20 protein-coding genes and 1 other annotated feature are annotated in these 22,910 nt (G+C 49.3%); of the genes, 4 read left to right on the plus strand and 16 right to left on the minus strand.

Annotation, left to right across the window (positions count from 1 at the left end):
• Positions 1 to 177: 177 nt before the first annotated feature.
• Both tnpA and ACSVDI_RS11950 read right to left on the minus strand, forming a co-directional pair.
• Positions 178 to 642: an IS200/IS605 family transposase gene (gene tnpA / locus ACSVDI_RS11945; RefSeq protein ID WP_457942767.1), complete on the minus strand. Its 465-nt coding sequence runs from the start codon at positions 640 to 642 to the stop codon at positions 178 to 180.
• Between the two features lie 168 nt (positions 643 to 810).
• Positions 811 to 1,053, minus strand: a binding site (T-box leader).
• 45 nt (positions 1,054 to 1,098) lie between these two features.
• Positions 1,099 to 1,815 (minus strand): histidine phosphatase family protein, encoded by a 717-nt coding sequence (locus tag ACSVDI_RS11950; RefSeq protein ID WP_457943189.1) that lies wholly within the window; start codon positions 1,813 to 1,815, stop codon positions 1,099 to 1,101.
• Positions 1,816 to 2,180: 365 nt separating this feature from the next.
• Here ACSVDI_RS11950 and ACSVDI_RS11955 point away from each other — a divergent pair, with 365 nt between their 5' ends.
• Complete coding sequence (locus ACSVDI_RS11955; RefSeq protein WP_457943191.1) at positions 2,181 to 2,900, plus strand: helix-turn-helix domain-containing protein; 720 nt, start codon at positions 2,181 to 2,183, stop codon at positions 2,898 to 2,900.
• Positions 2,901 to 3,078: 178 nt separating this feature from the next.
• Here the strand turns inward: ACSVDI_RS11955 and ACSVDI_RS11960 are convergent, their stop codons facing one another.
• The 5 genes from ACSVDI_RS11960 to glgB all read right to left on the minus strand — a co-directional run bounded on the left by ACSVDI_RS11960 (position 3,079) and on the right by glgB (position 9,650).
• Positions 3,079 to 3,492, minus strand: coding sequence for a hypothetical protein (locus tag ACSVDI_RS11960; protein ID WP_457943193.1), 414 nt, complete (start codon positions 3,490 to 3,492; stop codon positions 3,079 to 3,081).
• Positions 3,493 to 3,746: 254 nt separating this feature from the next.
• Positions 3,747 to 5,177, minus strand: a complete 1,431-nt coding sequence (gene glgA, locus ACSVDI_RS11965) for a glycogen synthase GlgA (RefSeq protein ID WP_457943195.1) — start codon at positions 5,175 to 5,177, stop codon at positions 3,747 to 3,749.
• Positions 5,178 to 5,282: 105 nt separating this feature from the next.
• On the minus strand, positions 5,283 to 6,398 hold the full coding sequence (gene glgD / locus ACSVDI_RS11970) for a glucose-1-phosphate adenylyltransferase subunit GlgD (protein ID WP_457943197.1): 1,116 nt from the start codon (positions 6,396 to 6,398) through the stop codon (positions 5,283 to 5,285).
• Positions 6,380 to 7,624: a glucose-1-phosphate adenylyltransferase gene (locus tag ACSVDI_RS11975; protein WP_457943198.1), complete on the minus strand. Its 1,245-nt coding sequence runs from the start codon at positions 7,622 to 7,624 to the stop codon at positions 6,380 to 6,382. The genes glgD and ACSVDI_RS11975 overlap by 19 nt, the downstream gene beginning before the upstream one ends.
• Before the next feature lies 1 nt (position 7,625).
• Positions 7,626 to 9,650 carry a 1,4-alpha-glucan branching protein GlgB gene (glgB, locus tag ACSVDI_RS11980; RefSeq protein ID WP_457943199.1) on the minus strand — a complete coding sequence of 675 codons (2,025 nt, stop codon included), beginning with the start codon at positions 9,648 to 9,650 and terminating at the stop codon, positions 7,626 to 7,628.
• Between the two features lie 400 nt (positions 9,651 to 10,050).
• Here glgB and sdaAB point away from each other — a divergent pair, with 400 nt between their 5' ends.
• Together sdaAB and sdaAA are read left to right on the plus strand one after the other, a co-directional pair.
• Positions 10,051 to 10,719: an L-serine ammonia-lyase, iron-sulfur-dependent subunit beta gene (sdaAB, locus tag ACSVDI_RS11985; RefSeq protein ID WP_457943201.1), complete on the plus strand. Its 669-nt coding sequence runs from the start codon at positions 10,051 to 10,053 to the stop codon at positions 10,717 to 10,719.
• Positions 10,720 to 10,785: 66 nt separating this feature from the next.
• Positions 10,786 to 11,661 carry an L-serine ammonia-lyase, iron-sulfur-dependent, subunit alpha gene (gene sdaAA / locus ACSVDI_RS11990; protein WP_457943202.1) on the plus strand — a complete coding sequence of 292 codons (876 nt, stop codon included), beginning with the start codon at positions 10,786 to 10,788 and terminating at the stop codon, positions 11,659 to 11,661.
• 203 nt (positions 11,662 to 11,864) lie between these two features.
• On the opposite strand, the gene gap is transcribed toward sdaAA, so the two are convergent.
• The 3 genes from gap to ACSVDI_RS12005 form a co-directional block, all read right to left on the minus strand.
• Positions 11,865 to 12,884, minus strand: a complete 1,020-nt coding sequence (gene gap / locus ACSVDI_RS11995; RefSeq protein ID WP_457943204.1) for a type I glyceraldehyde-3-phosphate dehydrogenase — start codon at positions 12,882 to 12,884, stop codon at positions 11,865 to 11,867.
• 95 nt (positions 12,885 to 12,979) lie between these two features.
• Positions 12,980 to 13,954: a hypothetical protein gene (locus ACSVDI_RS12000; RefSeq protein ID WP_457943205.1), complete on the minus strand. Its 975-nt coding sequence runs from the start codon at positions 13,952 to 13,954 to the stop codon at positions 12,980 to 12,982.
• Positions 13,955 to 13,977: 23 nt separating this feature from the next.
• Positions 13,978 to 15,348 carry a citrate/2-methylcitrate synthase gene (locus ACSVDI_RS12005; RefSeq protein WP_457943207.1) on the minus strand — a complete coding sequence of 457 codons (1,371 nt, stop codon included), beginning with the start codon at positions 15,346 to 15,348 and terminating at the stop codon, positions 13,978 to 13,980.
• Positions 15,349 to 15,664: 316 nt separating this feature from the next.
• Here ACSVDI_RS12005 and spoIID point away from each other — a divergent pair, with 316 nt between their 5' ends.
• Complete coding sequence (gene spoIID, locus ACSVDI_RS12010; RefSeq protein ID WP_457943209.1) at positions 15,665 to 16,735, plus strand: stage II sporulation protein D; 1,071 nt, start codon at positions 15,665 to 15,667, stop codon at positions 16,733 to 16,735.
• 96 nt (positions 16,736 to 16,831) lie between these two features.
• On the opposite strand, the gene ACSVDI_RS12015 is transcribed toward spoIID, so the two are convergent.
• The 6 genes from ACSVDI_RS12015 to ACSVDI_RS12040 form a co-directional block, all read right to left on the minus strand.
• Positions 16,832 to 17,716: an aldose 1-epimerase family protein gene (locus tag ACSVDI_RS12015; RefSeq protein WP_457943210.1), complete on the minus strand. Its 885-nt coding sequence runs from the start codon at positions 17,714 to 17,716 to the stop codon at positions 16,832 to 16,834.
• A gap of 260 nt (positions 17,717 to 17,976) precedes the next feature.
• Positions 17,977 to 18,687, minus strand: a complete 711-nt coding sequence (locus ACSVDI_RS12020; RefSeq protein WP_457943211.1) for an ABC transporter ATP-binding protein — start codon at positions 18,685 to 18,687, stop codon at positions 17,977 to 17,979.
• 118 nt (positions 18,688 to 18,805) lie between these two features.
• The gene (locus ACSVDI_RS12025; RefSeq protein ID WP_457943213.1) at positions 18,806 to 19,567 is read right to left on the minus strand and encodes an ABC transporter ATP-binding protein; all 762 of its coding nucleotides are present in this window, start codon (positions 19,565 to 19,567) and stop codon (positions 18,806 to 18,808) included.
• A gap of 3 nt (positions 19,568 to 19,570) precedes the next feature.
• Positions 19,571 to 20,593 carry a branched-chain amino acid ABC transporter permease gene (locus ACSVDI_RS12030; RefSeq protein ID WP_457943214.1) on the minus strand — a complete coding sequence of 341 codons (1,023 nt, stop codon included), beginning with the start codon at positions 20,591 to 20,593 and terminating at the stop codon, positions 19,571 to 19,573.
• Positions 20,594 to 20,606: 13 nt separating this feature from the next.
• Positions 20,607 to 21,488 (minus strand): branched-chain amino acid ABC transporter permease, encoded by an 882-nt coding sequence (locus ACSVDI_RS12035; RefSeq protein ID WP_457943216.1) that lies wholly within the window; start codon positions 21,486 to 21,488, stop codon positions 20,607 to 20,609.
• A gap of 93 nt (positions 21,489 to 21,581) precedes the next feature.
• Positions 21,582 to 22,778, minus strand: coding sequence for an ABC transporter substrate-binding protein (locus tag ACSVDI_RS12040; RefSeq protein WP_457943218.1), 1,197 nt, complete (start codon positions 22,776 to 22,778; stop codon positions 21,582 to 21,584).
• Between the last annotated feature and the right edge of the window lie 132 nt (positions 22,779 to 22,910).

Raw genomic sequence — 22,910 nt, forward strand, 5'->3', positions numbered from 1 at the left:
AAAAAATAATATTAGGAAAGCGGTTGGAAGCTGAAAGGAAAATGTAAAAAACCGCTCCTTTTCGGAAAATAATAGTTACCCCCCGGCAAAGCCGGGGGTTCTTCATATGCGGGCAAAGCCCTGTTTTTCTGGCGGCGCCTCAAGGCGCTGGTACGGTCTGCCAATTGCAAAAGCTTGTTACTTGCTACCCGTAAACGGGTCGACGTACTCCTTTAGCGTCATCTGGTCTTCAATCTGGTCTTCTGCCAGTTGATTTTTGATATACTCGGCTATTGCTTTGTCATTCTTTCCTGCCGTGTCTACAAAATATCCCCTGCACCAGAATGTACGATTTCCATATTTGTATTTCAAATTTGCATGCCTCTCAAAAATTATCAAGGTGCTTTTCCCTTTGAGAAACCCTACGAATCCGGATACGCTCATCTTCGGTGGTATCTTTACCAACATGTGTATATGGTCGGGGCAAACCTCTGCCTCTACAATTTCCACCTGTTTCCAGTTACACAGTTCTCTTAATATTTTCCCTATCTCAACCCGCATATTTCCATATGCTACTTTTCTACGGTACTTGGGAGCAAACACTATGTGGTATTTGCAATTCCAGCTCGTATGGTTTAAACTATCTATGTCATTCGTCTTCATGTCGAATGTTCCTCCTTTTGATATGTCTTGTTGCAGTTGGCAGACCGCAGCTTTATTATATCAAAAGGAGGCTTTTTACTATACTCATCGCTAAAGCTTTTTTGGAACTCCCGGCATAGCCGGGAGTTTTCGTATTACAAAAAAAGTCCCGGGCACAGCAAACGCTGTGCTCGGGACGAATGAACGCATTCGTGGTACCACCCAAATTCGGCTCCGCTTCGCGGAAACCCTCTGCGGCCTCCAACAAGGCCCCGGCCAATAACGCTGCCGCTGCGGCCGCTTCTCACGCTGAAAGCATCGAAACGGCGGCTCCGGGATGAGCTATACACAAAAGCGAAATCACCGGCTCACACCAGCCGCCGGCTCTCTGAAGAATTTCGGCAAATGTCTTATTCCCTTCATTGCCTTTCCTGTGTATAAGATCAATCAATATTATATTTTATGCTGTACGGGTTGTCAAGATTCATTTTTCTCTTTTTTTCCATTTTTTCCAAATGCGCGGTCTGCGGCTTCCCGTGCAAGGTCAATGACCAGCTTCGAATCGCTGGAATCCTCGGCTTTCCCGGCGGGAATGGTGGCGTAAACCTCCGCTACCATAGAGCGCGCCCACAGGCCCGGCGTAATGCGCAGGGAATACCCGCCCCCGGGTTCCGTCATCCAGTCGTAGTAATTTGCACGCGGCAGACCGTACATCGAAAGAATCGACATCAGCGTCCCACCGTGCGCCACAATCACTGCACTGGTGGTACCGGAACGCAACATGGAATCCACAATTTTTTCAAAGGCGGCGCAGACGCGCTGCATAAAGACTCCGCCATTTTCCCCGTTCGGCGGGGTTACTGCGCTTCCACTTTCCACCCATTTGGCAAACGTTGGGTCATTCGACAATTCTTCTGCGGTTTTCCCCTCCCAGTCGCCAAAATCGCATTCCCGAAAGTCGTCGATCAGCACGGGCTGCACTTCAGGGTACAGTAGTTTTATTGTTTGAATGCTCCGTTTCAGCGGGCTGGAAAAATAGGCCTCAGCTTCGGGGTAGGCACCTAGACTCTTCAGTTGGTTTAATCGAGCAATCCCCTCCGGCGCAAGCGGGGAGTCTGTTGAGCCGATGTACCGGCCCTCCAGATTGCCCTGAGAAATACCGTGGCGGATTAAATGAATGGTATAAGACTTCATGAAATTACTCCTTTTATTTTAAACAAATTTGCATTTAATTTTTTTGTTCTCCAACCGATAAATTAAATATAAACTTCTGTTCTTTCGGGGCTTGTTCAAACAACCGGCGTATTCGGCCGACTGCACGGCAGCAGTCATGTTGATCCTGATTTATCGGCATTTTGAATGTCATGAGCAGTATCCAGTCACAAAAGGCGAAAAGTGGTCACAAATTTTATTTTAAAGTTTTATAAGTTGTAATAACAAGATACATGCAGACAAAATATGAAAAAGCACGATATCTAGCGGCTTTACATAGCGTTATATTTGTTATATACTTTACAAGACGTTAATTTCATCCACGATTCGACAGGGGACTATGGAACATGAACAATGATTTTCCCAGAATAATCACTTTGCTGCGAAAAGAACGCGGATTAAGTCAAAAAAAAGCTGCCGAGGAACTGGATGTTTCTCAGGCTCTTTTGTCGCACTACGAAAAGGGAATTCGTGAATGCGGCCTTGACTTCGTTGTTCGGGCCGCGGATTTTTACGGAGTTTCCTGCGATTATCTGCTGGGAAGAACCCCTGACCGCAATGGCGCGACTATTTCAGTGGACGATATCCCCGAACCAGACGCAATGGGAAAAGAAAATGTCCTGAAGGGCAGTCTTCTGCCAGTCTTAAATAAAAAGCTAATCGCAAACTCGCTCAACATTATTTACGGTATTCTTCAGCAGTGCGGAAACAAGCACCTAACCACCGAAGTTTCGTCCTACCTGAACCTTTCGGTCTACAAAACGTTCCGCTTATTGTATTCTGCAAACGCCAAAAATCCTCAGGGGATGTTCTCCATCCCGCTCAAGCTGAGCAGCGGCCGCTGCAATGCAGCGCAGGAAATTTCGCTTTCCAACGCGGAATGTCTGGCGCTTGGGGAAGATGTAGAAGGAATGCAGGGTGTGGCAAAAGGTGACATTCCCGAACTTTCGCCAGAGAAACTTTCCGCCGAATACCCGCTGTTTTCTTCTTCACTCTTTAATCTGATTCAAAACGCGGAGCTTCAAATGGGAGCGAAAAAGGAATCAAAAACAGCAACTAAGCGTTAAAAAATCGAAATTTAACGCACCTGGAAACATAAATCATTATAAGCGCAGCCGCTGGCTTTTTCAAGCCGAAATCATAACTGTTTCAACCAGCACCGGCTGGTTGTTTCATGCTGAAAGTGTAACACAAAAGGGCACCCGTCCAAAAAAATGGACGGATGCCTTTGTTGTTTTTATAACACTAAAGAACCGCTGCGGTTTTTTCTCCTTTCCGGGTCAGGTATGCGTAACCTTTGCGCATATACGGCAAATTAAAAACCGCACCGGGAAGCTTTGCCCCTTCCATAACGGTCTGGCAAAGTAGTTCGTAAATCTTGCTCTTATAATATACGCTGTAATCGCCTGAAACCCAGACTTTCACCGTGTAATCAATAAAAACCAGCCCGCGTTCCATCAGGCTGCGCAGCGCTTCCCCGCGCGCTTTGACCGTTTCCATGGATTCCTCTGGGTCGTTAATGCGCACATAATTCAAAGCGATGCTGACCAAATCTTTTTCCTCGGAATTGTGCAGTTCCAAACGTACAATCGGGAAGCGCTTTGCGTTTCGGATTTCTTTCAGCAGCGTCTGTTCCTCTTCCGACAAATCCAAATGCATAAATTCCCCTCCTCTGGCAAATTTTTTACATTTATCTACAAATGAATATTTTAACAAAAGAACGCTCGTTTATACTTCCGACCGGACAATTAACCCCCGTTTCGCGGTACCGGAAAAAGCGCCGAAAGCCGGGCTCTTTCTATACTAATAGTATTAATACCATGCAATAATACGAGATGTGACAAAATTCTGCGTCTTATGGTAAAAACGGCCTGCCGTTTTTCGGCAGGCCGCTCTTCGTATTAAATCCCGCTTTATTCGCTCTTGAGCAGTTCCCGGTACAGTCGGATATACTCGTTGGCGGAACGGCCCCAGCTGTAGTCGCATTGCATTGCGCGGCGGACTAGGATTTCCCACCCTTCCTGGTCCTGCCAGCCCTTTAAGGCGCGCTCCAGGGCGTAATACATATCGCCGCTGTCGTAACTTTTAAAGGTAAATCCGTTTCCTTCCCCGTCACCGCTGTCCTGAACGGAATCCTTCAGTCCTCCTGTTTCGCGGACTACCGGAATCGAACCGTACCGCAGGGCAATCATCTGGGAAAGGCCACACGGCTCACTCTTGCTCGGCATCAGGAACAAGTCGGAAGCCGCATAAATTTTCCGGGAAAGCTCCGGTACAAAACCGAAGCAGGCGCAGACTCTGCCGGGATGGGCGGACTGCTTCTCGCGGAAAAACGACTCGTATTCCCAGTCGCCCGAACCAAGAATAACGAACTGCGCGTTGGTTTCGTTCATCAGACGCTCCATGGTTTCCCTGACAAGGTCCAGGCCTTTCTGTGCAACCATCCGGGTAACCATGCCAATCAGCGGTACATTTTCATCCTGATTCAGGCCAAGGCGTTCCTGCAGCGCAAGCTTGTTCTTCCGCTTTCCGGAAAGCACATTCTCCGTGGTATAATTCGCGTAAAGATCCGGATCGGTTTCCGGGTCGTAAGTAACCGTATCTATTCCGTTTAAGATGCCGGAAATCTTCCAGCTGCGCTCTTTCAGGATGCTGTCCAATCCATAGGAAAACCACGGGTCCAGAATTTCCTGCGCATAGGTCGGGCTGACGGTAGTAACGCGGTTTGCCGACTCAATGCCGCCCTTCAGCAGATTGACGCAACCGTCGTATTCGAGCACGGAACGGTCGGACTGGGGAAGGCCAAGCACATCCTCCAGCAATTCCATGCCGTATTTGCCCTGATACTGGATATTATGAATGGTCATGATGGTTTTGATTCCCCGGTACCAGTCGTTGCCGGAATAGAACTTGCTTAAGTAAACCGGCAGCAAAGCGGTCTGCCAGTCGTTGCAGTGAATAATATCCGGGTGAAAATCAATATAAGGCAGCATTTCCAGCGCCGCACGCGATAAAAAGGCAAAGCGCTCAGCGTCATCATAATGGCCGTAAAGCCCGCTGCGCTTAAAATAAAACTGATTGTCGATTAAATAGTAAATAACGCCGCCGGATTTGGCTTCAAATACACCGCAGTACTGTCGCCGCCACGCCACGGGAACGGAAAGACTAGTCAGAAACGTCATTTTATCCCGCAGTTCCTGTGGAATATCTTCATACAACGGCATCACCACGCGGCAGCCAATCAGTCGGAGCCGAAGCGCCTGCGGCAGGGAACCTGCTACATCTGCAAGACCCCCGGTCGCAGCAAACGGCCTTGCTTCACTCGTGCAGTATAAAACTTTCATGGGAAGTCCTCCTTGACTTTCAGTTTGGTATCGTTAAATTCTACTTTTCGGGATAAAAGTGCAAGCTTTCTCGGGCTGCCGTGAATGGTTCGGCCAGCAGGCCGATTATACAACGCTCCCTTTGCTGATAAACACCGGATAAGACTGGAAGCCAAGCAGCGAACGGTCGTTCCGGATATTTACATCCTTGTCGATTACCACGTAATTCAGCCTGCAGTTCGGGCCGATGACGCTGTCCTGCATAATCACACAGTTTTCCACTTTAGCACCTTTTCCAATGTGCACCCCGCGGAATAAAACGCAGTTTTCCACGGAACCTTCAATGACGCAGCCGTCCGCAATCAGCGAATTGGTCACATGGGAGCCAAGCCCGTAACGGGCGGGCATATCGTCGCGCACCTTGGTGTAAATCGGGCGGTCCTTTTGGAACAGCTGGGCCCGCACGGAAGGCAGCATCAGCGACATGTTTGCGTCGAAGTAATGGTTCATAGAACAGATATACTGCGCGTAGCCCTTGAATTCATACCCGTAAACCGCGTAATTTGAAATATTGCGCTGTAAAAAGTCTCGCTTAAAATTATAGAGGTTGCGGCTGACACAGTCGTTTACCATCCGAATCAGCAGTTCCCTTCGCAGCAGCAGCATACTCATGCCAAAGTTGCAGTCACCGTCCACATTCGGGTTGACCAAAAGGTCACGCACACGACCGTCCGGGTCAATGGAATAAACCGTTGGTTCGCATATTTTCTCCGGCAGCTTACCGAACTGGTAAATTACCGTAATATCTGCGCCGCGCTTCATGTGAAAAGCAAGCACGTCAGTGTAATCGATATTGCAGATGACATCGCAGTCGCTCAGTAAAACATATTCCTCCCGGGAATTCGTCAGGTAAGCCGCAATCGAAGCAAGTGACTCCACCCGACTGTTGGAAACCGCGCTCCGGCTGTCGAACGGGGGCAGCAGGAAAAGTCCCTCCCTCTTTCTGGAAAGGTCCCATGCTTTACCGGAACCAAGGTGATCCATTAGCGACTGATAGTTGCTTTTAGTCAGAACCCCGACCTTGTTAATCCCCGAATTTACCATGTTGGAAAGTGGAAAATCGATCAAACGATATCTTCCTCCGAACGGAACGGAACCCATGGTTCTGCGTTCGGTCAGCTCCCTGATTTTTTCTTCATGTACATTGGAAAAAATCAGACCCATTACATTGTTGCCGCGCATGATTCACGTACCTCCTCCGCCGCAAGCGTTTCACTGTCAATCATTGCCTTCGGCGGTACAATGCTGCCAGGAGCAATCCGGCAGCCGTCCCCTATAACGGCGATTCCCCATTCATCCTTTTTCTCCGTTTCCTCCGGGCGTGCGCCCACAACTGCGCCTTTTCCAATCACTGTGTTTTCTGACACGATTGCATACTGGACGATTGCGTTTTCCTCAATCCGGGCACCGGGCATGATAATGGAATCCTTTACCACCGCGCCGGGCGCAATATAAACCCCGGCAAACAGCACGGCAAAATCAATTTCCCCATAAACATTGCACCCCTCCGCCACAAGGGAATTCTGCACCTTTGCGCACTGTGCAATGTAGTGCGGAGGCATAACCGGATTGCGGGTATAAATTTTCCAGCTGTCCTCATTCAGGTCCAGCTGAATGTTGGGGTTCAGCAAATCCATGTTGGATTCCCACAGGCTGTCGATCGTGCCGACATCCTTCCAGTACCCTTCGAATTTATAGGAAAACATGCGCTCGCCTGCGTTCAGCATGGCAGGCAGCACATCCTTGCCGAAATCATTGGAAGATTTCGGATTTGCCTCGTCCGCTTCCAAATATTTGCGCAACACGCTCCAGGTAAACACGTAAATTCCCATAGAGGCCTGATTGCTTTTCGGTACCTTCGGCTTTTCGTCAAATTGATAAATGGAACCGTCTTCGCGGGTATTCAGGATTCCGAAACGAGATGCTTCCTCCAATGGAACCTCAATGACCGCAATGGTGCAGTCCGCTTCTTTTTCCTTATGATAGGCCAGCATTTTGGAATAATCCATCTTATAAATGTGATCGCCCGACAAAACGATTACATATTCCGGATTATAGCGTTCAATGTATTCGATATTCTGGTAAATGGCGTTTGCGGTTCCCTTGTACCAGTCCGACTTTCGGCTGCGCTGATACGGCGGAAGCACCCGAACGCCTGCGTTCATGCTGTCCAGATCCCACGGTTGGCCGCTGCCGATATATTCATTCAAAATCAGCGGCTGGTACTGCGTCAGCACACCCACCGTTTCAATGCCCGAATTTACACAGTTGGAAAGCGGAAAATCGATGATGCGGTATTTTCCCCCGTAGGGTATTGCGGGCTTCGCCAGTTTTTTGGTCAATACCCCAAGTCTGCTTCCCTGGCCGCCGGCCAGCAGCATGGCCACTACTTCCTGTTTTGGCAGCATATCAGTTCCCTCCAGATTGTTTACTTTTTGCGCTCCGTGCTTTTTTCCCCTTTTTCTCTCCCGCAGCCTCGGCCTGTTTTGCCGGAGCGCAGGCAGAAATCTTCGTCCGATGCCGCCGGCACCGGAGGAACAAAACCGAAAGAGGCGGCAGAGTCAGGCTGACCGACTGCTCGTATCCATGCATCGGCTGATCCAAAGTATGAATGGAATTTCCGTTGCTGATTCCGCTGCCGCCGTATTCTGTGCGATCAGAAGAGAAGATTTCTTCAAAAATTCCGGCGCACGGCACGCCAATACAGTAGTTTTCCCGCTTAACGGGCTGAAAATTGCAAACCGCAATCACCTCATTGCCGTTGTGGTCAATTCTTCGGAACGAAATCACGCTCTGCGTGTAATCGTCGTTGGAAATCCAGGAAAAACCCTCCCAGGAAAAGTCCAATTCCCACAGTGCGGGAGTATCCCGATAAAAATGATTTAAGTCCTTAAAAAATTTCTGCTGTTTCCGGTGTGTTTCATACTGCAGAAGCAGCCAGTCAAGCTCCTGTTCATAATTCCACTCAATAAATTGGCCGATTTCCGTTCCCATAAAAATCAGCTTTTTCCCGGGATGCGCCATCATATAGGACATGAACGCGCGCACACCCGCAAACTTCTGTTCATTCTCCCCCGGCATTTTGTTCATCAGGGAACATTTGCCGTGCACCACCTCGTCGTGGGAAATCGGAAGAATGAAATTTTCCGAAAACGCATACATAAAGGAAAAGGTCAGGTTGTCGTGATGATATGGCCGGTATTGCGGGTCGAGGGACATGTAATGAAGCATGTCGTTCATCCAGCCCATATTCCATTTATAATTGAATCCAAGCCCGCCGCAATAGGTTGGGCGAGAAACCATCGGCCACGCGGTGGATTCCTCGGCAATCATCATCACTTCGGGGTACCGGGCAAACACCACCTCGTTCAGCTTCTTCAAAAACGCCACAGCCTCCAGATTTTCTTTCCCACCGTTTTCATTCGGAACCCATTCCCCATCGTTGCGGCTGTAGTCCAGGTAAAGCATAGAGGCAACCGCGTCGGCGCGGATGCCGTCCACATGGTACTTTTCCAACCAGAACACGGCGCTTGAAATCAAAAAGCTGACCACTTCGCCCCGGGTGTAATCAAACACCAGCGTTCCCCAGTCCTTGTGTTCACCCTTGCGCGGGTCGGCGTACTCATAACACGGCGTTCCGTCAAAACGCGCCAGTCCGGATTCGTCCTTTGGAAAGTGCGCCGGCACCCAGTCCACAATTACGCCGATGCCCGCCTGATGGCACTGGTCAATGAAGCTCATCAGTTCCTTCGGTTCCCCGTACCGGCTGGTCGGCGCAAAGTACCCCGTTACCTGGTATCCCCAGGAACCATCGTACGGATATTCCGTAATCGGCATCAGCTCAATGTGTGTATAGCCCATATCTTTCACATACGGAATCAGTTCTTCTGCCAGCTTTCCGTAGGAAAAAACATTGCCGTCCGCATACCGCCGCCAAGAGCCTGCGTGAATTTCATAAATATTCACCGGCTGGCTGTAATGCGGTTTGGCGGCTTTCCGCTTTTGCCAAGCCGCGTCATTCCAGTGGTATCCCTCAAGATCGTAGTATTTGGAAGCGTTGCCCGGCCGGGTTTCAAAATGAAACGCATAGGGGTCGCTTTTCAGTACCTGACCCCCGTCCGGTCCTACCACACAGAATTTATATGTATCGAATTGGTTCAATTCAAACGGAAGAACACCTTCCCAGACGCCACCACCGATTTTTTCCATTGTATGCTGCCCCGGCTGCCAATTATTAAAGTCCCCCACGATGGACACTGCCTTGGCATTCGGTGCCCAGACTCGTCCAATCATACACGGCTTGCCATCCACAGTTTCTTTGTGCAAACCCAAAAATTCATATGCGTTCGCGTTATCTCCTCTGCAAAACGAATCGAGCAGTTCTTGATACTGCCTTTTCTGCTGTGACGGCTGAGCGGGTTGATTTTGCAGCATTTTAACAACTCCCTTCCGGTATCCGGTGTTCCAATTTGTATATATTTATCATAACACAAAATAGTAAAATATCAAGTATTTTGTAAAATATTTGTAATAATATTTTATTATACCGATAATTTTTTATACAACTTGTTACAAAACATTCACAATTTCAGGAATAACAATAAATTTTATTTCAGGTATAGTATATCACACTGGTTTTGTCGATTTGTGTGTCTTTTAACAAGCATATCATTCATTTTCGAAATCTGTTTTCCACAATAGGTTCGCGGAAAAACGCATGGATGCATGTTACAAATTGCACTGCGAAATAATAGGCGTTATAATAAAGCAAACAGTTGGGACAACACAACTTCAAAACCATACAGTTAAAATACTAAGCAGAATGGAGCATATTATGAAGGAAATCAGCATATTCGATGTCATCGGACCGAACATGATTGGGCCGTCCAGTTCCCATACCGCCGGGGCGCTGAAAATAGCCCTGATGGCACGTAAACTGGCAACCGAAAAAATTCAGTCGGTTCGGTTTGTATTATATGGTTCCTTTGCAAAAACATACAAGGGACACGGCACAGACCGTGCTCTGCTCGGCGGCATTCTGGGCTTTTCCACAGAGGATGCGCGGATTAAGGATTCCTTCCGCTATGCCGAAGAAAGCGGAATTTGCTATTCCTTTGAAACGGATGATGCCAACCGGGACCTGCACCCCAACACGGTCGACATCTACCTTACGGAAGCCAGCGGAAAAACGTTATTCGTACGTGGGGTTTCAACCGGCGGCGGTGACTGCCGGATTGAACGAATTGACAACATTGACGTAGACTTAACCGGTGACTTGACCACACTGCTCATTAAGCAAAGGGATACATTCGGGGTGGTGGCCTACATTACAAAGTGCCTGAGCGAGTACGAAATCAATATTGCGTTCATGCGTCTTTACCGGGAAAGCAAAGGCGAAAACGCTTACACCATCATCGAAACCGACAATGATATTCCACCCGAGTTAGTCGGGCAAATCAAACAGCACCACGAAATTTACGAAGCGATGGTCATTAAGCTATAAGACCAAAACCACTTTCCGGAAACACGGCTGAATTTGAGCGATAGGCATGAAAGGATGTTCATAGATATGATGAATTTTAATACGGGTGCGGCCCTGCTTGCGCTTTGTGAGGAACACAAAGCGGCCATATCGGAAATTATGATCCGCAGGGAAACCGAAGTGTCCGGATGCGGGCGGGAAGCAATCTGGGAGCGGATGGCCCATTCGTTTGATATTATGAAAGGCGCGGTAAAAAAGGCACTGGAGGAAAACCTGGAAACCGTCGGCGGGCTAATTGGCGGTGAGGCGAAAGCTGTTTCCCGCCACAGCCGAAACCATAAGCCCGTCTGCGGAAGTATGATGGCAAAAGCCGTCGCCTATTCGCTCGGCGTACCGGAAGTGAATGCCTCCATGGGGCTGATTGTCGCTGCGCCGACGGCAGGCTCCTCCGGTGTGCTGCCCGGAGCGCTGCTGGCTGTTCAGGAAGAGTTCGGTTTGACGGACGAACAGCTCATCTTAGGGCTCTTTAACGCTGGAGCAGTCGGTTACCTGTTTATGCGCAACGCCACTGTCGCGGGCGCCGAAGGCGGCTGCCAGGCGGAAATTGGGGTGGCCTCCGCCATGGCGGCTTCCGCGGTTACAGAGCTGATGGGCGGTACACCGGAACAGTGCCTGCACGCGTCCTCCCTTGCGACAGCAAACCTGCTTGGGCTGGTCTGCGACCCGATTGCAGGTCTAGTGGAAACACCCTGCCAGCCGCGCAACGCAATGGGTGCGTCCAATGCTTTAGTTTGCGCAGAAATGGCGTTAAGCGGAGTCAAAAATCCCATTCCGTTTGACGAAATGGTGACGGCGCTTTACCGTGTAGGACGCAGCCTTCCCATTGAACTGCGGGAAACCGCAAAGGGCGGCTGTGCGGCCACGCCGACCGGCTGCCAGCTCTGCCATGAAATATTCCGCTGACTGAATATTTCTTTCGTCCGGAATTATTTGGACGGGGCGCCGAAAGGCTTCGGCAAAATATCCGGTGGAAGCGTCTGCCGCTAGAGAATGCCTGCTTTCCGCCCCACGGATTTTCGGCAATGGATAAAGGAAGCGAAAACAAAAACACCTCTTATTCGATTTTCGTCGAATAAGAGGTGTTTTTTCATCAGCAGACGCTGAAATTATTTGTTATCGACTTCGTTCATGTGAGCGATGAGGTCGAGGACCTTGTTGCTGTAACCCCATTCGTTGTCGTACCAAGATACGAGCTTGACGAAGTGGTCGTTCAGCATGATACCGGCAGTTTCATCAAAGATGGAAGTGCGGGAATCACCGAGGAAGTCAGAAGAAACAACAGCATCGGAGGTGTAGCCGAGGATGCCCTTCATTTCATTTTCGGAAGCATCTTTGACAGCCTTGCAGATTTCTTCGTATGTGGTGGACTTCTCAAGACGAACAGTCAGGTCAACAACGGAAACATCCAGGGTAGGAACACGCATGGACATACCGGTGAGCTTGCCCTTAACTGCAGGAATAACAAGTGCGCAAGCCTTTGCAGCGCCTGTGGAGGAAGGAATGATGTTGCCAGCTGCAGCACGGCCGCCTCTCCAGTCCTTCTTGGAAGGACCGTCAACGGTCTTCTGGGTAGCAGTTGTGGAGTGAACCGTAGTCATAAGGCCTTCCACAATGCCGAACTTGTCGTTGATAACCTTTACCAACGGAGCAAGGCAGTTTGTGGTGCAAGATGCATTGGAAACAACCTTCATGTCCTTTGTATATGTGTCAAGGTTTACGCCGCAGACAAAGGTCGGAGTTTCCTTATCCTTTGCAGGAGCGGAAATAACAACCTTCTTTGCACCAGCCTTAAGGTGAGCAGAAGCTTTTTCGGTTGTGCAGAATACGCCGGTGGATTCCACAACGTACTCAACGCCGATTTTGCCCCACGGAATCTGGGAAGGATCGGTTTCTGCGAAAACATTGATGGATTTGCCATTCACAACGAGCTTGCCGTTTTCTGCTTTCACATCGCCCTCAAAATGGCCGTGCATGGTGTCGTACTTGGTCATGTAAACCATGTAATCTACATCGATGAACGGATCGTTGATGCCTACGATCTCAAATTTTTCCGGCTGAGCAACGGCAGCGCGGAACACAAGGCGGCCGATACGGCCAAAGCCGTTGATGCCTACTTTAATAGCCATAAGAAATTTTACCTCCTGAAAATTAAGTTTCTCCCTATATTTTATAGCATTTAGAGTCAATTTACAAGTGATTTGTCACATTTTTAACTAACAATTTAAATTTCGTCTGTCTCCGCCGCCGCAAACGGGCTTTCTGTTTTTTCCCGGAAACGAATTTCACTGTGATATTCCTTTTCCAGCAAGTCTACGCAGTTTTTCCACTGCGACATCATCATCGGTTCTTCCGAGGGAACCAGTTCGTCCACCACCGGCTGACTGGCAGGAACCTCCTTTTCCTTTGCAGCGGCGCGGCGGAACGCGGCCAGAAAAACGAGGATATAAACTGCAAAAACGATAGTGACAATATGCAGCCCGGTGGGGAACGTCCCTTCCGGGCGGCCGATTGTTCCGGCCAGCGCGGCAGTATCCGCAACTCCGGTCAACAGGCAGAGCAGCGCCGCGGGAATTCCGAATACATATGCCATGCGGCCGCTTTTTTCACGCTCCACCCCAGAAAGGAGTTTCGCCTGCGCGAAAAAGAACAGCAGCAGAAAAATCACAGTAATAATATTGTAAATATTATCGGCAATATTCACAACGGCCACATACTCCAGAAAAAGGGCCACCAAACAGGCGCAGCTCCACAAAGTAGGAAACAGCGAAGGCAGTGGATTCCGTTCAAAATGGTTCTGGCCCGTGGCAAAATCATAGGCAAAGAAAATCAAAACAACGCCGGCAAGAATACCCAACACAAACAGAATCATATACATGATATGGTTCCGCCCAGCATCGGCCGCCAGGCTGATGAAGGATTGCCCAACCAAACCGATTCCGGACAAAACGCCGAACACGGCAAGCGGAATACTGCGAATCGGCGAGTAAGATTTCGGTGCTTCCCGGTCACACAGGCTCATAACAACAGTCAAAATAACGCCGATAGCAAGAACCGAAACCAAAATCCAAGTAGATGTTCCCCCATCGGTGTAAAAACCGGTACCTTGGTCGGACAGGCAAAAAATCTGGTACAGGCGGATGGGCAGACAGGCAATTAGAGCCGCGGCGGAAATAATCCACGCGCTTTTCCTGTTCATAGGACGAATACTCCCTCCAATATTTATTCGTCTCTTTCGTTCAGTAAAACGTAAGGTTTGCTTTTGGAAAGAGAACGGTACGCCGGACGCATAATCCTGCCGCACGTCTCCATTTCTTCCATGCGGTGCGCGCACCAACCCGCAATTCTGGAAACTGCGAACATCGGCGTATAAAGGTCGCTTGGGATTCCAAGCATTTCATAAACAAGCCCGGAATAGAAGTCAACATTGGCGGAAATTACCTTGGTATCGCCCTTAACCCTTTCAAATGCGTTGGGGGCAAGCTTTTCCACACGCTCGAACAGTTCAAACTTTTTCAGCATTCCGCGTTCTTCGGCCAGTTTTCTCGCCTTGCTCTTCAGAATGACGGCTCGTGGGTCAGAAAGGGTATAAACCGCGTGTCCCATACCGTAAATCAGACCGGAATGGTCGCCGACTTCGCCGCGCACAATCTTTTCCAGATAATTCGTCAGCTCCGTTTCGTCCTCCCAATTATGCACATTTTCCATCACATCATTCATCATGGTCATAACACGGTGGTTCGCACCGCCGTGCTTTGGACCTTTCAGGGAACCGATGGCCGCCGCGATAGCAGAATAAATATCCGTGCCTGTGGAAGAAAGCACGCGCGCAGTAAAGGTAGAGTTGTTGCCGCCGCCGTGCTCGGCATGAAGAATCATGCACAGGTCCAACAGCTTCGCCTCCTCATCCGTAAAGGCGCGGTCCGGGCGAATTGCGTTCAGAATGGATTCCGCTGTAGAATGTCTGGAATCCAGCGGATGGAAAAACATGCTCTGCTTATCAAAATGGCGGCGCTTTACCTGATACGCATAGGTCATAATGGTGGGCAGACGCGCAATCAGCTGAAATGCCTGGCGCATATTGTTTTCCAAGGAATCGTCATCCGGGTTATCATCATAAGAATACAACGCCAGAACGGAACGTGCAAGCTTATTCATAATATTTTTTGAAGGAGCCTTAATAATCATATCTTCCGCAAAGTATTCCGGCAGTTCACGGTAACGGTTCAGGATGGCGCAGAAATGGTTCAGCTGCGATTTCGTTGGCAGCTTTCCGAACAAGAGAAGCCAGGCGACTTCCTCATACCCAAACCGGTTTTCCGCGATGCAGCCTTCCACGATGTCCTTCACATCAATGCCGCGGTAGGTCAGCTTGCCTTCATCCGGAATACGTTCACCGTCCGCAATCAAATATCCGTGCACGTTGCAAATTCGGGTCAGGCCCGCCATCACACCGGTCCCGTCCGGATTGCGAAGCCCGCGTTTCACCTGGTAAAGCTCGAACTTTTCCGGCGGAATCTGATTATTCGCGCGAAATTCGTTGCAGAGAAGCTCCAGTTCGGAATGATGATTTTCAATTACTGTGTCGGCCACTTCAGCACACCTTCCATTCAAGATTCGGTTTCATCTTCTGAAAACTATCTATTAACTTTACTATTCTATCGTACGAAGAAAGTAAAGTCAATGAGCCAGATACCCACAAATATAAAGTTTATGCAATAAAATATGTTTAATATTTCATTTTTCCTCTTAAAGTCACAGTTAATTCGATAAAAGCAAAGAAATTATGAATATTATGTTTCTTACTTATGTAAAATGTATTACATGCCGTATGGTGTCCTATGGGATGACGTTTCTGCCATTCCCATTTGCCAAAACTGACGATACAAAGAAAAGGTGGTAAAAAGATATGAAAGGCAAAGTTTTACTGGTGGTGCTCCTGTTCCTGATCATGTTTTCCCTGCCGTTTCTTGCTATGGGCGGAACCGGCGCAGGAAAAGGAATCGGAACTTCATCCGCAAAAAATCCAAGTTCCGCTCAAAGCTCCCCGCCTTCTTCTTCTCCCCAGAAAAGCGCCGCGCCCTCCTCCGGAGGCTCTTCCGGCCAGGCCGGCCAAACAGCAAACACGGGGTTTAAAATTCTGGATACCACAAGTGGAAAAGTGCTGAACGTGGACGACCGCAGTTTTCTGTACGGTGCCATCGCATCTGAAGTGTCTCCCACCGCACCGGAAGAAGCACTAAAAGCACAGGGAGTTGCTGCCTACACCTATTACAGCCGGCTGCGTGAAAAGGCCAGAAAAAAGCCGAATCCCGCCCTGAACGGTGCCGACTTTTCCGCAGACACCCAAAACTGGCAGATTTACGTCACCAAAGAGCAGATGCAGTCCCGCTGGGGAACCAACTTTGACAGCTATTATAAAAAACTGGTGCAGGCTGCAGACAGCGTTTTCGGACAGGTTTTAACCTATGAAGGGGATTTAATCGACGCAACCTACTTTGCCATTTCTTCGGGGCAGACAGAAGCTTCTGAAGATATTTGGGGCGGCAAGCGTACTTATCTGATTTCCGTTGCAAGCCCCGGGGATGCCTTTGCGGGCGGTTTTCAGACCACGGTGGCACTAAAAGCCGACCAGTTTAAGGCTGCGGTGCTGAAAGCCGCATCCGGCGCCAAGCTGGACGGCGACCCCTCCCAGTGGATCGGCGAAATCAAACGCACCGGAGCTGGTTCCGTAACCACCATGGCAGTGGGCGGAAGCTCCCTTACCGGCAATGCGGCGCGTACAGCGTTCGGGCTGCGCTCCGCAAATTTTACCGTCAGCTATTCAAACGGCAGCTTTGTGTTTTTGGTAAAAGGCTACGGTCACGGGGTGGGCATGAGTCAGGCCGGCGCAGAATACATGGCCAACCAGGGTTCCACCTATCAGCAGATTCTTTCCTGGTATTATCCAAACACATCGCTGACTACCCTGAAAGCATAACAAAAGAGGGTGCCGCAAAATGAATTTGCATTCATTTTGCAGCACCCTCCTTCAGCAAAGCGGCCCGCTGGCCGCCCCCGCCAGAATGTGTTCCCGTCAGTTCAGAATCGTAATGGTATAAGAGAACGATTTTTCCGCACCGGGAGCCAGCAGCGTGATGCCGCGCTTCTCTTCAAAAATATCGCTTTCATCCAATCCGGTGGTTAATCCGTTCCACGGTTCTAGGCAGATAAAATTGCCGTTGTTATTGCTGGACCATACTAGAAGATTTTTGAAATCCGCAAAGCTAAGCTGTACGCCACGGCCGGTTTTCGGGTTGCGCAGCGCCACTTTTCGGGACTTCAGCTGATCGAAGATCAGGGCATCCACCTTGAACAGGTCATGGTTCAGGGCAAGCGTTTTCTGGTGGTCAAGCATGCGCACGCGTTTATCAATATCCATCAAACCGGAAGACGGAATCGGTGTCGGGCAGTCCGCGGTTTCCTCATACTCGAACTCGACCTGATAATCCTCAAATTTTTCGTCCGCCGCCAACGGGCAGTTGAATCCAGGGTGACCGCCAATCTGGAACGGTAGCACTTCCGAATTGGGGTTCTTTACGGTGTACTGAACCGTAATATTCTTTCCTTCCAACTTATACTGGATCAAAAGCTCAAAATCATAAGGGAAACGTGCTTTGGTTTCTTCATCCGCGCGGAGAGAAAACGTAATCGTGTCTTCCGTTTGTCCGACAAACGCGAATTCCTTTTTACGGGCAACGCCATGGCGCTCCATGCAGCAGGTTTTGTTCCCGCCGACAATCGCTTTCTTGTCGCGGATGCTGCCGACGATTGGGAACAGTACGGGTGCTTGACCCGGCCATACTTTCGGGTCCCCCTGCCAAAGATATTCCATACCGGAATTGTCCCGGATCGAATCCAACTCGCCGCCGAGGGTATGGAACATTACGGTAAGTTCCTTGTTTTTCAAGGTGTATTTCATGCTGCAAACTCCTTCTCTTTCAGGCCTTTTCGGTCTATTTCTCGTTTCTGCAATTTACGGTTTTCCTTGCATCCTGTGTTTATGGAAAACAGCAAAACTTTTTCCACTGCAACAACTGTTTCCATTAAAAATTAGTATAAATCAATCTCTACGGCGTGTCAACGAGACTGGTGGAAAATCAAAATGATTTCTAAAAAACCGGGAACCCGTGTTTGACTTAACAGGTTCCCGGTTCTCTTATCAAATTTTGTATGCCGTTTTTAGCCGCCCAAGTATGCCTTGCGCACCTTTTCATCGTTGGAAAGTTCATCCGCGTCGCCCTGCATGGCGATGGCGCCGGTTTCCAGTACATAAGCCCGGCTGGCGATTTCCAGTGCTTTTTTCGCATTCTGCTCGACCAAAAGCACGGTCACGCCGGATTCATTTACATCACGGATAATATGGAAGATTTCATTCACCAACAAAGGGGAAAGACCCATGGAAGGTTCATCCAGCAGCAGCATTTTTGGGTTACACATCAGCGCGCGGCCGATGGCCAGCATCTGCTGCTCGCCGCCGCTCAGGGTACCGGCCAATTGTCTGCGGCGTTCCTTCAACCGTGGAAGACGCTGAAAAACGCGCTCGTAATCTTCCTGTATATTCGAATCCTTGCGGATATAAGCGCCCATTTCCAGATTTTCCTGCACTGTCATTTTCGCGAAGATTCTGCGCCCTTCCGGCACCTGCGCCAAGCCGAGCTGAATGATTTTATGCGCGTCCGTGCTGCGCAGGTCGTTGCCGCAAAACGTAATTTCCCCGCTCTTCGGCTTTACCAGACCGGAAATAGAATGCAGCGTTGTGGTTTTGCCGGCGCCGTTCGCACCGATCAGAGTAACAATTTCCCCTTCCTCTACTTCAAAGGAAATTCCTTTAATGGCGTGAATGGAGCCATAGTAAACCTCAAGATTTTTTACCGACAGCATAACGCCCATTTATAACCATCCTCTCTCCGCAATTCGGAAGTTTTGTCCGACTCGGCATAGCCGAATGTTCGCCGGAACATCGGTGGAAAAGGAGATAACCTCCCGTTTGAAAAAGATGTTTTTCAAACTACTCCCCTCCCAAATACGCGGCAATCACCTTCGGATTATTGCGGATCTCCTCCGCGTTGCCTTCCGCAATGATTTTCCCATAGTCCAAAACCACAATATGCTCGCAGATGCCCATGACGAAATTCATGTCGTGTTCAATCAGGAGCACGGCAACCTGGAACTTGTCGCGGATCAACCGAATGGTTTCCATCAGTTCCATGGTTTCCGTCGGGTTCATGCCGGCAGCGGGTTCATCCAGCAGCAAAACCTTCGGATTCGTGGCAAGTGCCCGCGCAATTTCCAGCTTGCGCTGCTGGCCGTAAGGCAGGTTGCGCGCCAGGTCGTGCGCGTTTTCATCCAGGTGGAACACCTGCAATAGCTCATGCGCACGCTTGGAAACCTCTTTTTCTTCCCGGCGATAGGCAGGAAAACGGAAGATACCGGAAAGAACGGAATATTTCATTTGGCTGTTCATGGCGATTTTTACGTTATCAATGACGGAAATATCCTTGAACAGGCGGATATTCTGGAATGTGCGGGCAATTCCGTTCTGCGTAATCTGATAGGTTTTCTGACCGACAATATTTTCTCCATCCAGTTCAATGACACCGTCGGTTGGAATATAAACATCCGTCAGCAGGTTGAACACGGTCGTTTTGCCTGCGCCGTTCGGTCCAATCAATCCGATGATTTCGCCCTCGTTAATGGAGAAGTGAACATCCTGCAAAGCCTGAAGACCACCAAAGGAAATACCCAGGTTCCTTGTTTCAAGAACAGACACGGTTTAGCCCTCCTCCTTTTTTACTTTGCCGGTATTCTTCTCGGTATCAAAAATACGCTGAACCAGCTTTTTAATCGACAACTCTCTTTGCCCGAGCAGGCCGGACGGTTTAAAGAGCATAACAATAATCAAAATAATCGAATACACTAACATCCGGTAATCCGAAAACTGGCGCAGCGCCTCCGGCAGAATGGTAAGTACCGTGGCGGAAATGACCGAGCCGGTAATGGAACCCATGCCGCCCAAAACAACCATAACGAGAATTTCAATCGAATAGTTGAAGTCAAACTTCGCCGGATTTAAAACACCCACATGGTGCGCGTACAGACCTCCTGCAATCCCGGCAAAAAACGCAGCGAGGATAAATGCAAGAAGCTTGTAGTACGTTGTGTTAATACCCGACGCTTCCGCTGCGATTTCATCCTCTCGGATGGCAATAACGGCACGACCGTGACGTGACTTAATAAAGGAGTAAATGATATAAACCGTTAAGACGGCAAGAAAGAACACATAGGAAAACAACAAAATATTGGCGTTGATTCCGCTTTTTCTGGGCGCGACGGCCGGAATGCCGATTAATCCGCGGGCACCACCGGTAAATGGCAGAGCCAGAATCAGCACGCGGATAATTTCACCGAATCCCATGGTAATAATCGCAAGGTAGTCGCCCCGGAGCCGCAATGCGGGAATTCCGATAATCACGCTGAACAGCGCCGCCACCAATCCCGCGAGGAGCAATGCGATCGGGAACGAAACCAGAACCGGAAGCCCGGAATGTATCGTGAACAACGCTGCGGTATAAGCTCCAACGGACATAAACCCCGCGTGACCCAGAACCAGCTGGCCAAGGAAGCCGCTTGCCAGGTTGAGGCTGACTGTCAGAATCACATTAATACAAATCATAGTGATAATGCCACCGTAATAGCGGTTAATGGTCCCCTGACTGATGAGCAAAGCCACCACCGCGTAAAGGAGCACAACAAAAACAAGGGTAATTGCATAGGATATTTTTTTTGATTTTGACATCTCTGCCGCCCCCTTACACTTTTTCCTGAACGTTTTTGCCAAGCAGACCCGCCGGCTTAAACAGAAGGATTATAATTAGGATTCCGAACACAACGGCGTCCGTAATTTGGGAGCCGCCGGCTGCTTTTGTCAGGCTTTCTGCTATCCCGATCAGGTAGCCCCCAAGCATTGCACCGGGGATGCTGCCGATTCCGCCGAGCACGGCGGCCACAAACGCTTTCAGGCCAAGCATTCCGCCCATGTACGGCGTAATCATGGGATACGCACTGCAATACAGAACCGCACCGACCGCCGCAAGCGCGGAGCCGATTCCAAACGTAAAGGCAATGGTCGTGTTGGTGTTAATGCCCATTAGCTTCGCCGCATCCGCGTCCTCCGACGTTGCCCGCATCGCTTTACCGATCTTCGTCTTGTTCACCAAAATCTGGAGCAGAACCATGAGAATAACGGAAGTGCTGATGTTAATCAGCGAAATGCTGCTGATTTGCACTTCCCCAAGCCCAAGCAGTTGATTCGGGAACAGGTTCGGCATGGATTTTCCGGAGGATGTGAATAAAAGCTGGGAAAGATTCTCCAAAAAAATGCTGACGCCGATTGCCGTAATTAAAAGGGAAATTCGGGGCGCGTTCATGTTCAGCAGTCTGCGGTACGCCACCCGTTCGATTAAAACGCCGGCAAACGTGCAGAACAGAATGGATGCCAGTATTGCAACCCAAAGCGGAGCGCCGGCAACCACTAATACGACATAGGTAACATAAGCGCCAACCATAATGATATCGCCATGGGCAAAGTTAATCAGCTGTACGATGCCGTACACCATGCTGTACCCAAGCGCAACCAGAGCATAGATACTTCCGATGCCCAAGCCGTTAATAATTTGAGACAAAAAATCCATTACCGCACCTTCCTACACCATAATCCAAAAAAGAGGGGAAATAAATTCGCCCTCTTCCCGGATAAAAGATTCAGTTTTACAACCTGTTATCTTTTATTTGTTGTAATATTCCACGAATTTATAAGCACCATCTTTAATGGTGATAATCGCGCAGGTTTTCACAGGATTACGGTCCGAGTCAAAGGTAATATCACCGGTCAGCCCTTTGAACTTCAGGCCGGCCATTGCTTTTATAATCGCGTCAGAATCGGTGGAACCGGCCGTTTTAATCGACTCGATCATCATGTTCATCGCGTCGTAGCCCAATACAGCGAACATGTTCGGCTCTGCGTTGTAAGCTGCTTTGTAGTTCTTAATAAAGTCCTGGACCTTCTGGTCGGTACTTTCCGCCGTATACTGGCTGCAGTAGTATGTACCGTCCAACGCGCTGACGTTGCTCTTGTCAATCTTATCAAGGACACCATCCCAGCCGTCAACACCCATCAGTTTCGAAGTAATTCCAAGTTGTTTCGCCTGTACGGCAATCAAGGCAACATCCTGATAATATACCGGAATAAAGACAACATCCGGATTTTTGGATTTAATGGAAGTAAGCTGGCTCTTGAAGTCAACGTCATTGGTCTGGTATTTTTCTTCAGCTACAATGTGAATACCGACCGATGCGGCTGCTTGTTTATAAGCCTCCGCCACACCGAGGGAATAGTCGTCGGCCATATTGTAAAGAATTGCTGCCGTCTTGGCACCCAGCTTCTTTGCAGAGTAAGAAGCCATCAGTTCACCCTGGAACGGGTCGATTACGCAGGCACGGAAAATATTTTCCCCGGTTGCTGTTACGCCCGCCGCGGTAGCGGTTGCAGTAATCATCGGAAGGCCATCTTTCGCGGCAGCCTGTGCAACTGCAAGGGTTGGAGTAGAAGTTACGTCGCCGACCAGGGCTATGACCTGATCGTTCTGTACCAGTTTATTATAGGCGTTTACCGCTTCCGTCGCGTCGCCTTTTTCATCATAGGATATATACTCGATCTGCTGGCCCAGTACACCGCCTGATTTATTCGCTTCGTCCACCGCCAGTTTAATACCGTTGTTGGTGGCAATGCCGTAAACGGATACACTTCCGGTTAAAGGAGCAAGACCGCCGATTTTAATGGTGTCGCCCGAGGCAGCAGATGCCGCGCCCGAAGCTCCGGCAGCAGCATTGCTCGAAGCAGTATTAGAATTTTGAGAGCAGCCCGTTGCGGATACTGAAAGCATTACCGCAGCAAGAGCGGCCGCTAAAATACGCTTTTTCATTCGAATTGCCTCCCTGATATTTTGTAAAGGACATGGACAGTTTTGCTTTTCTACGACAAACTTGTATGACCCCAACAAGCTTGTATGACCTCCAGTCCAATTTATTAAAAATGATTATACTACGCGTTTAGT

The sequence above is a fragment of the Caproiciproducens sp. LBM24188 genome, assembly GCF_054130445.1.

Bases quoted from the DNA above. Each gene is read 5' to 3' on its own strand.
- spoIID (WP_457943209.1), top strand. From the start codon at position 15,665: ATGAAAGGCAAAGTTTTACTGGTGGTGCTCCTGTTCCTGATCATGTTT.
- ACSVDI_RS12000 (WP_457943205.1), bottom strand. From the start codon at position 13,954: ATGAACAGGAAAAGCGCGTGGATTATTTCCGCCGCGGCTCTAATTGCC.
- ACSVDI_RS11975 (WP_457943198.1), bottom strand. From the start codon at position 7,624: ATGCTGCCAAAACAGGAAGTAGTGGCCATGCTGCTGGCCGGCGGCCAG.
- glgB (WP_457943199.1), bottom strand. From the start codon at position 9,650: ATGCTGCAAAATCAACCCGCTCAGCCGTCACAGCAGAAAAGGCAGTAT.
- ACSVDI_RS11955 (WP_457943191.1), top strand. From the start codon at position 2,181: ATGAACAATGATTTTCCCAGAATAATCACTTTGCTGCGAAAAGAACGC.
- ACSVDI_RS11950 (WP_457943189.1), bottom strand. From the start codon at position 1,815: ATGAAGTCTTATACCATTCATTTAATCCGCCACGGTATTTCTCAGGGC.
- ACSVDI_RS12020 (WP_457943211.1), bottom strand. From the start codon at position 18,687: ATGGGCGTTATGCTGTCGGTAAAAAATCTTGAGGTTTACTATGGCTCC.
- sdaAB (WP_457943201.1), top strand. From the start codon at position 10,051: ATGAAGGAAATCAGCATATTCGATGTCATCGGACCGAACATGATTGGG.
- ACSVDI_RS12035 (WP_457943216.1), bottom strand. From the start codon at position 21,488: ATGGATTTTTTGTCTCAAATTATTAACGGCTTGGGCATCGGAAGTATC.
- tnpA (WP_457942767.1), bottom strand. From the start codon at position 642: ATGAAGACGAATGACATAGATAGTTTAAACCATACGAGCTGGAATTGC.
- ACSVDI_RS11960 (WP_457943193.1), bottom strand. From the start codon at position 3,492: ATGCATTTGGATTTGTCGGAAGAGGAACAGACGCTGCTGAAAGAAATC.
- ACSVDI_RS12040 (WP_457943218.1), bottom strand. From the start codon at position 22,778: ATGAAAAAGCGTATTTTAGCGGCCGCTCTTGCTGCGGTAATGCTTTCA.
- ACSVDI_RS12030 (WP_457943214.1), bottom strand. From the start codon at position 20,593: ATGTCAAAATCAAAAAAAATATCCTATGCAATTACCCTTGTTTTTGTT.
- sdaAA (WP_457943202.1), top strand. From the start codon at position 10,786: ATGATGAATTTTAATACGGGTGCGGCCCTGCTTGCGCTTTGTGAGGAA.
- ACSVDI_RS12015 (WP_457943210.1), bottom strand. From the start codon at position 17,716: ATGAAATACACCTTGAAAAACAAGGAACTTACCGTAATGTTCCATACC.
- glgA (WP_457943195.1), bottom strand. From the start codon at position 5,177: ATGAAAGTTTTATACTGCACGAGTGAAGCAAGGCCGTTTGCTGCGACC.
- glgD (WP_457943197.1), bottom strand. From the start codon at position 6,398: ATGCGCGGCAACAATGTAATGGGTCTGATTTTTTCCAATGTACATGAA.
- gap (WP_457943204.1), bottom strand. From the start codon at position 12,884: ATGGCTATTAAAGTAGGCATCAACGGCTTTGGCCGTATCGGCCGCCTT.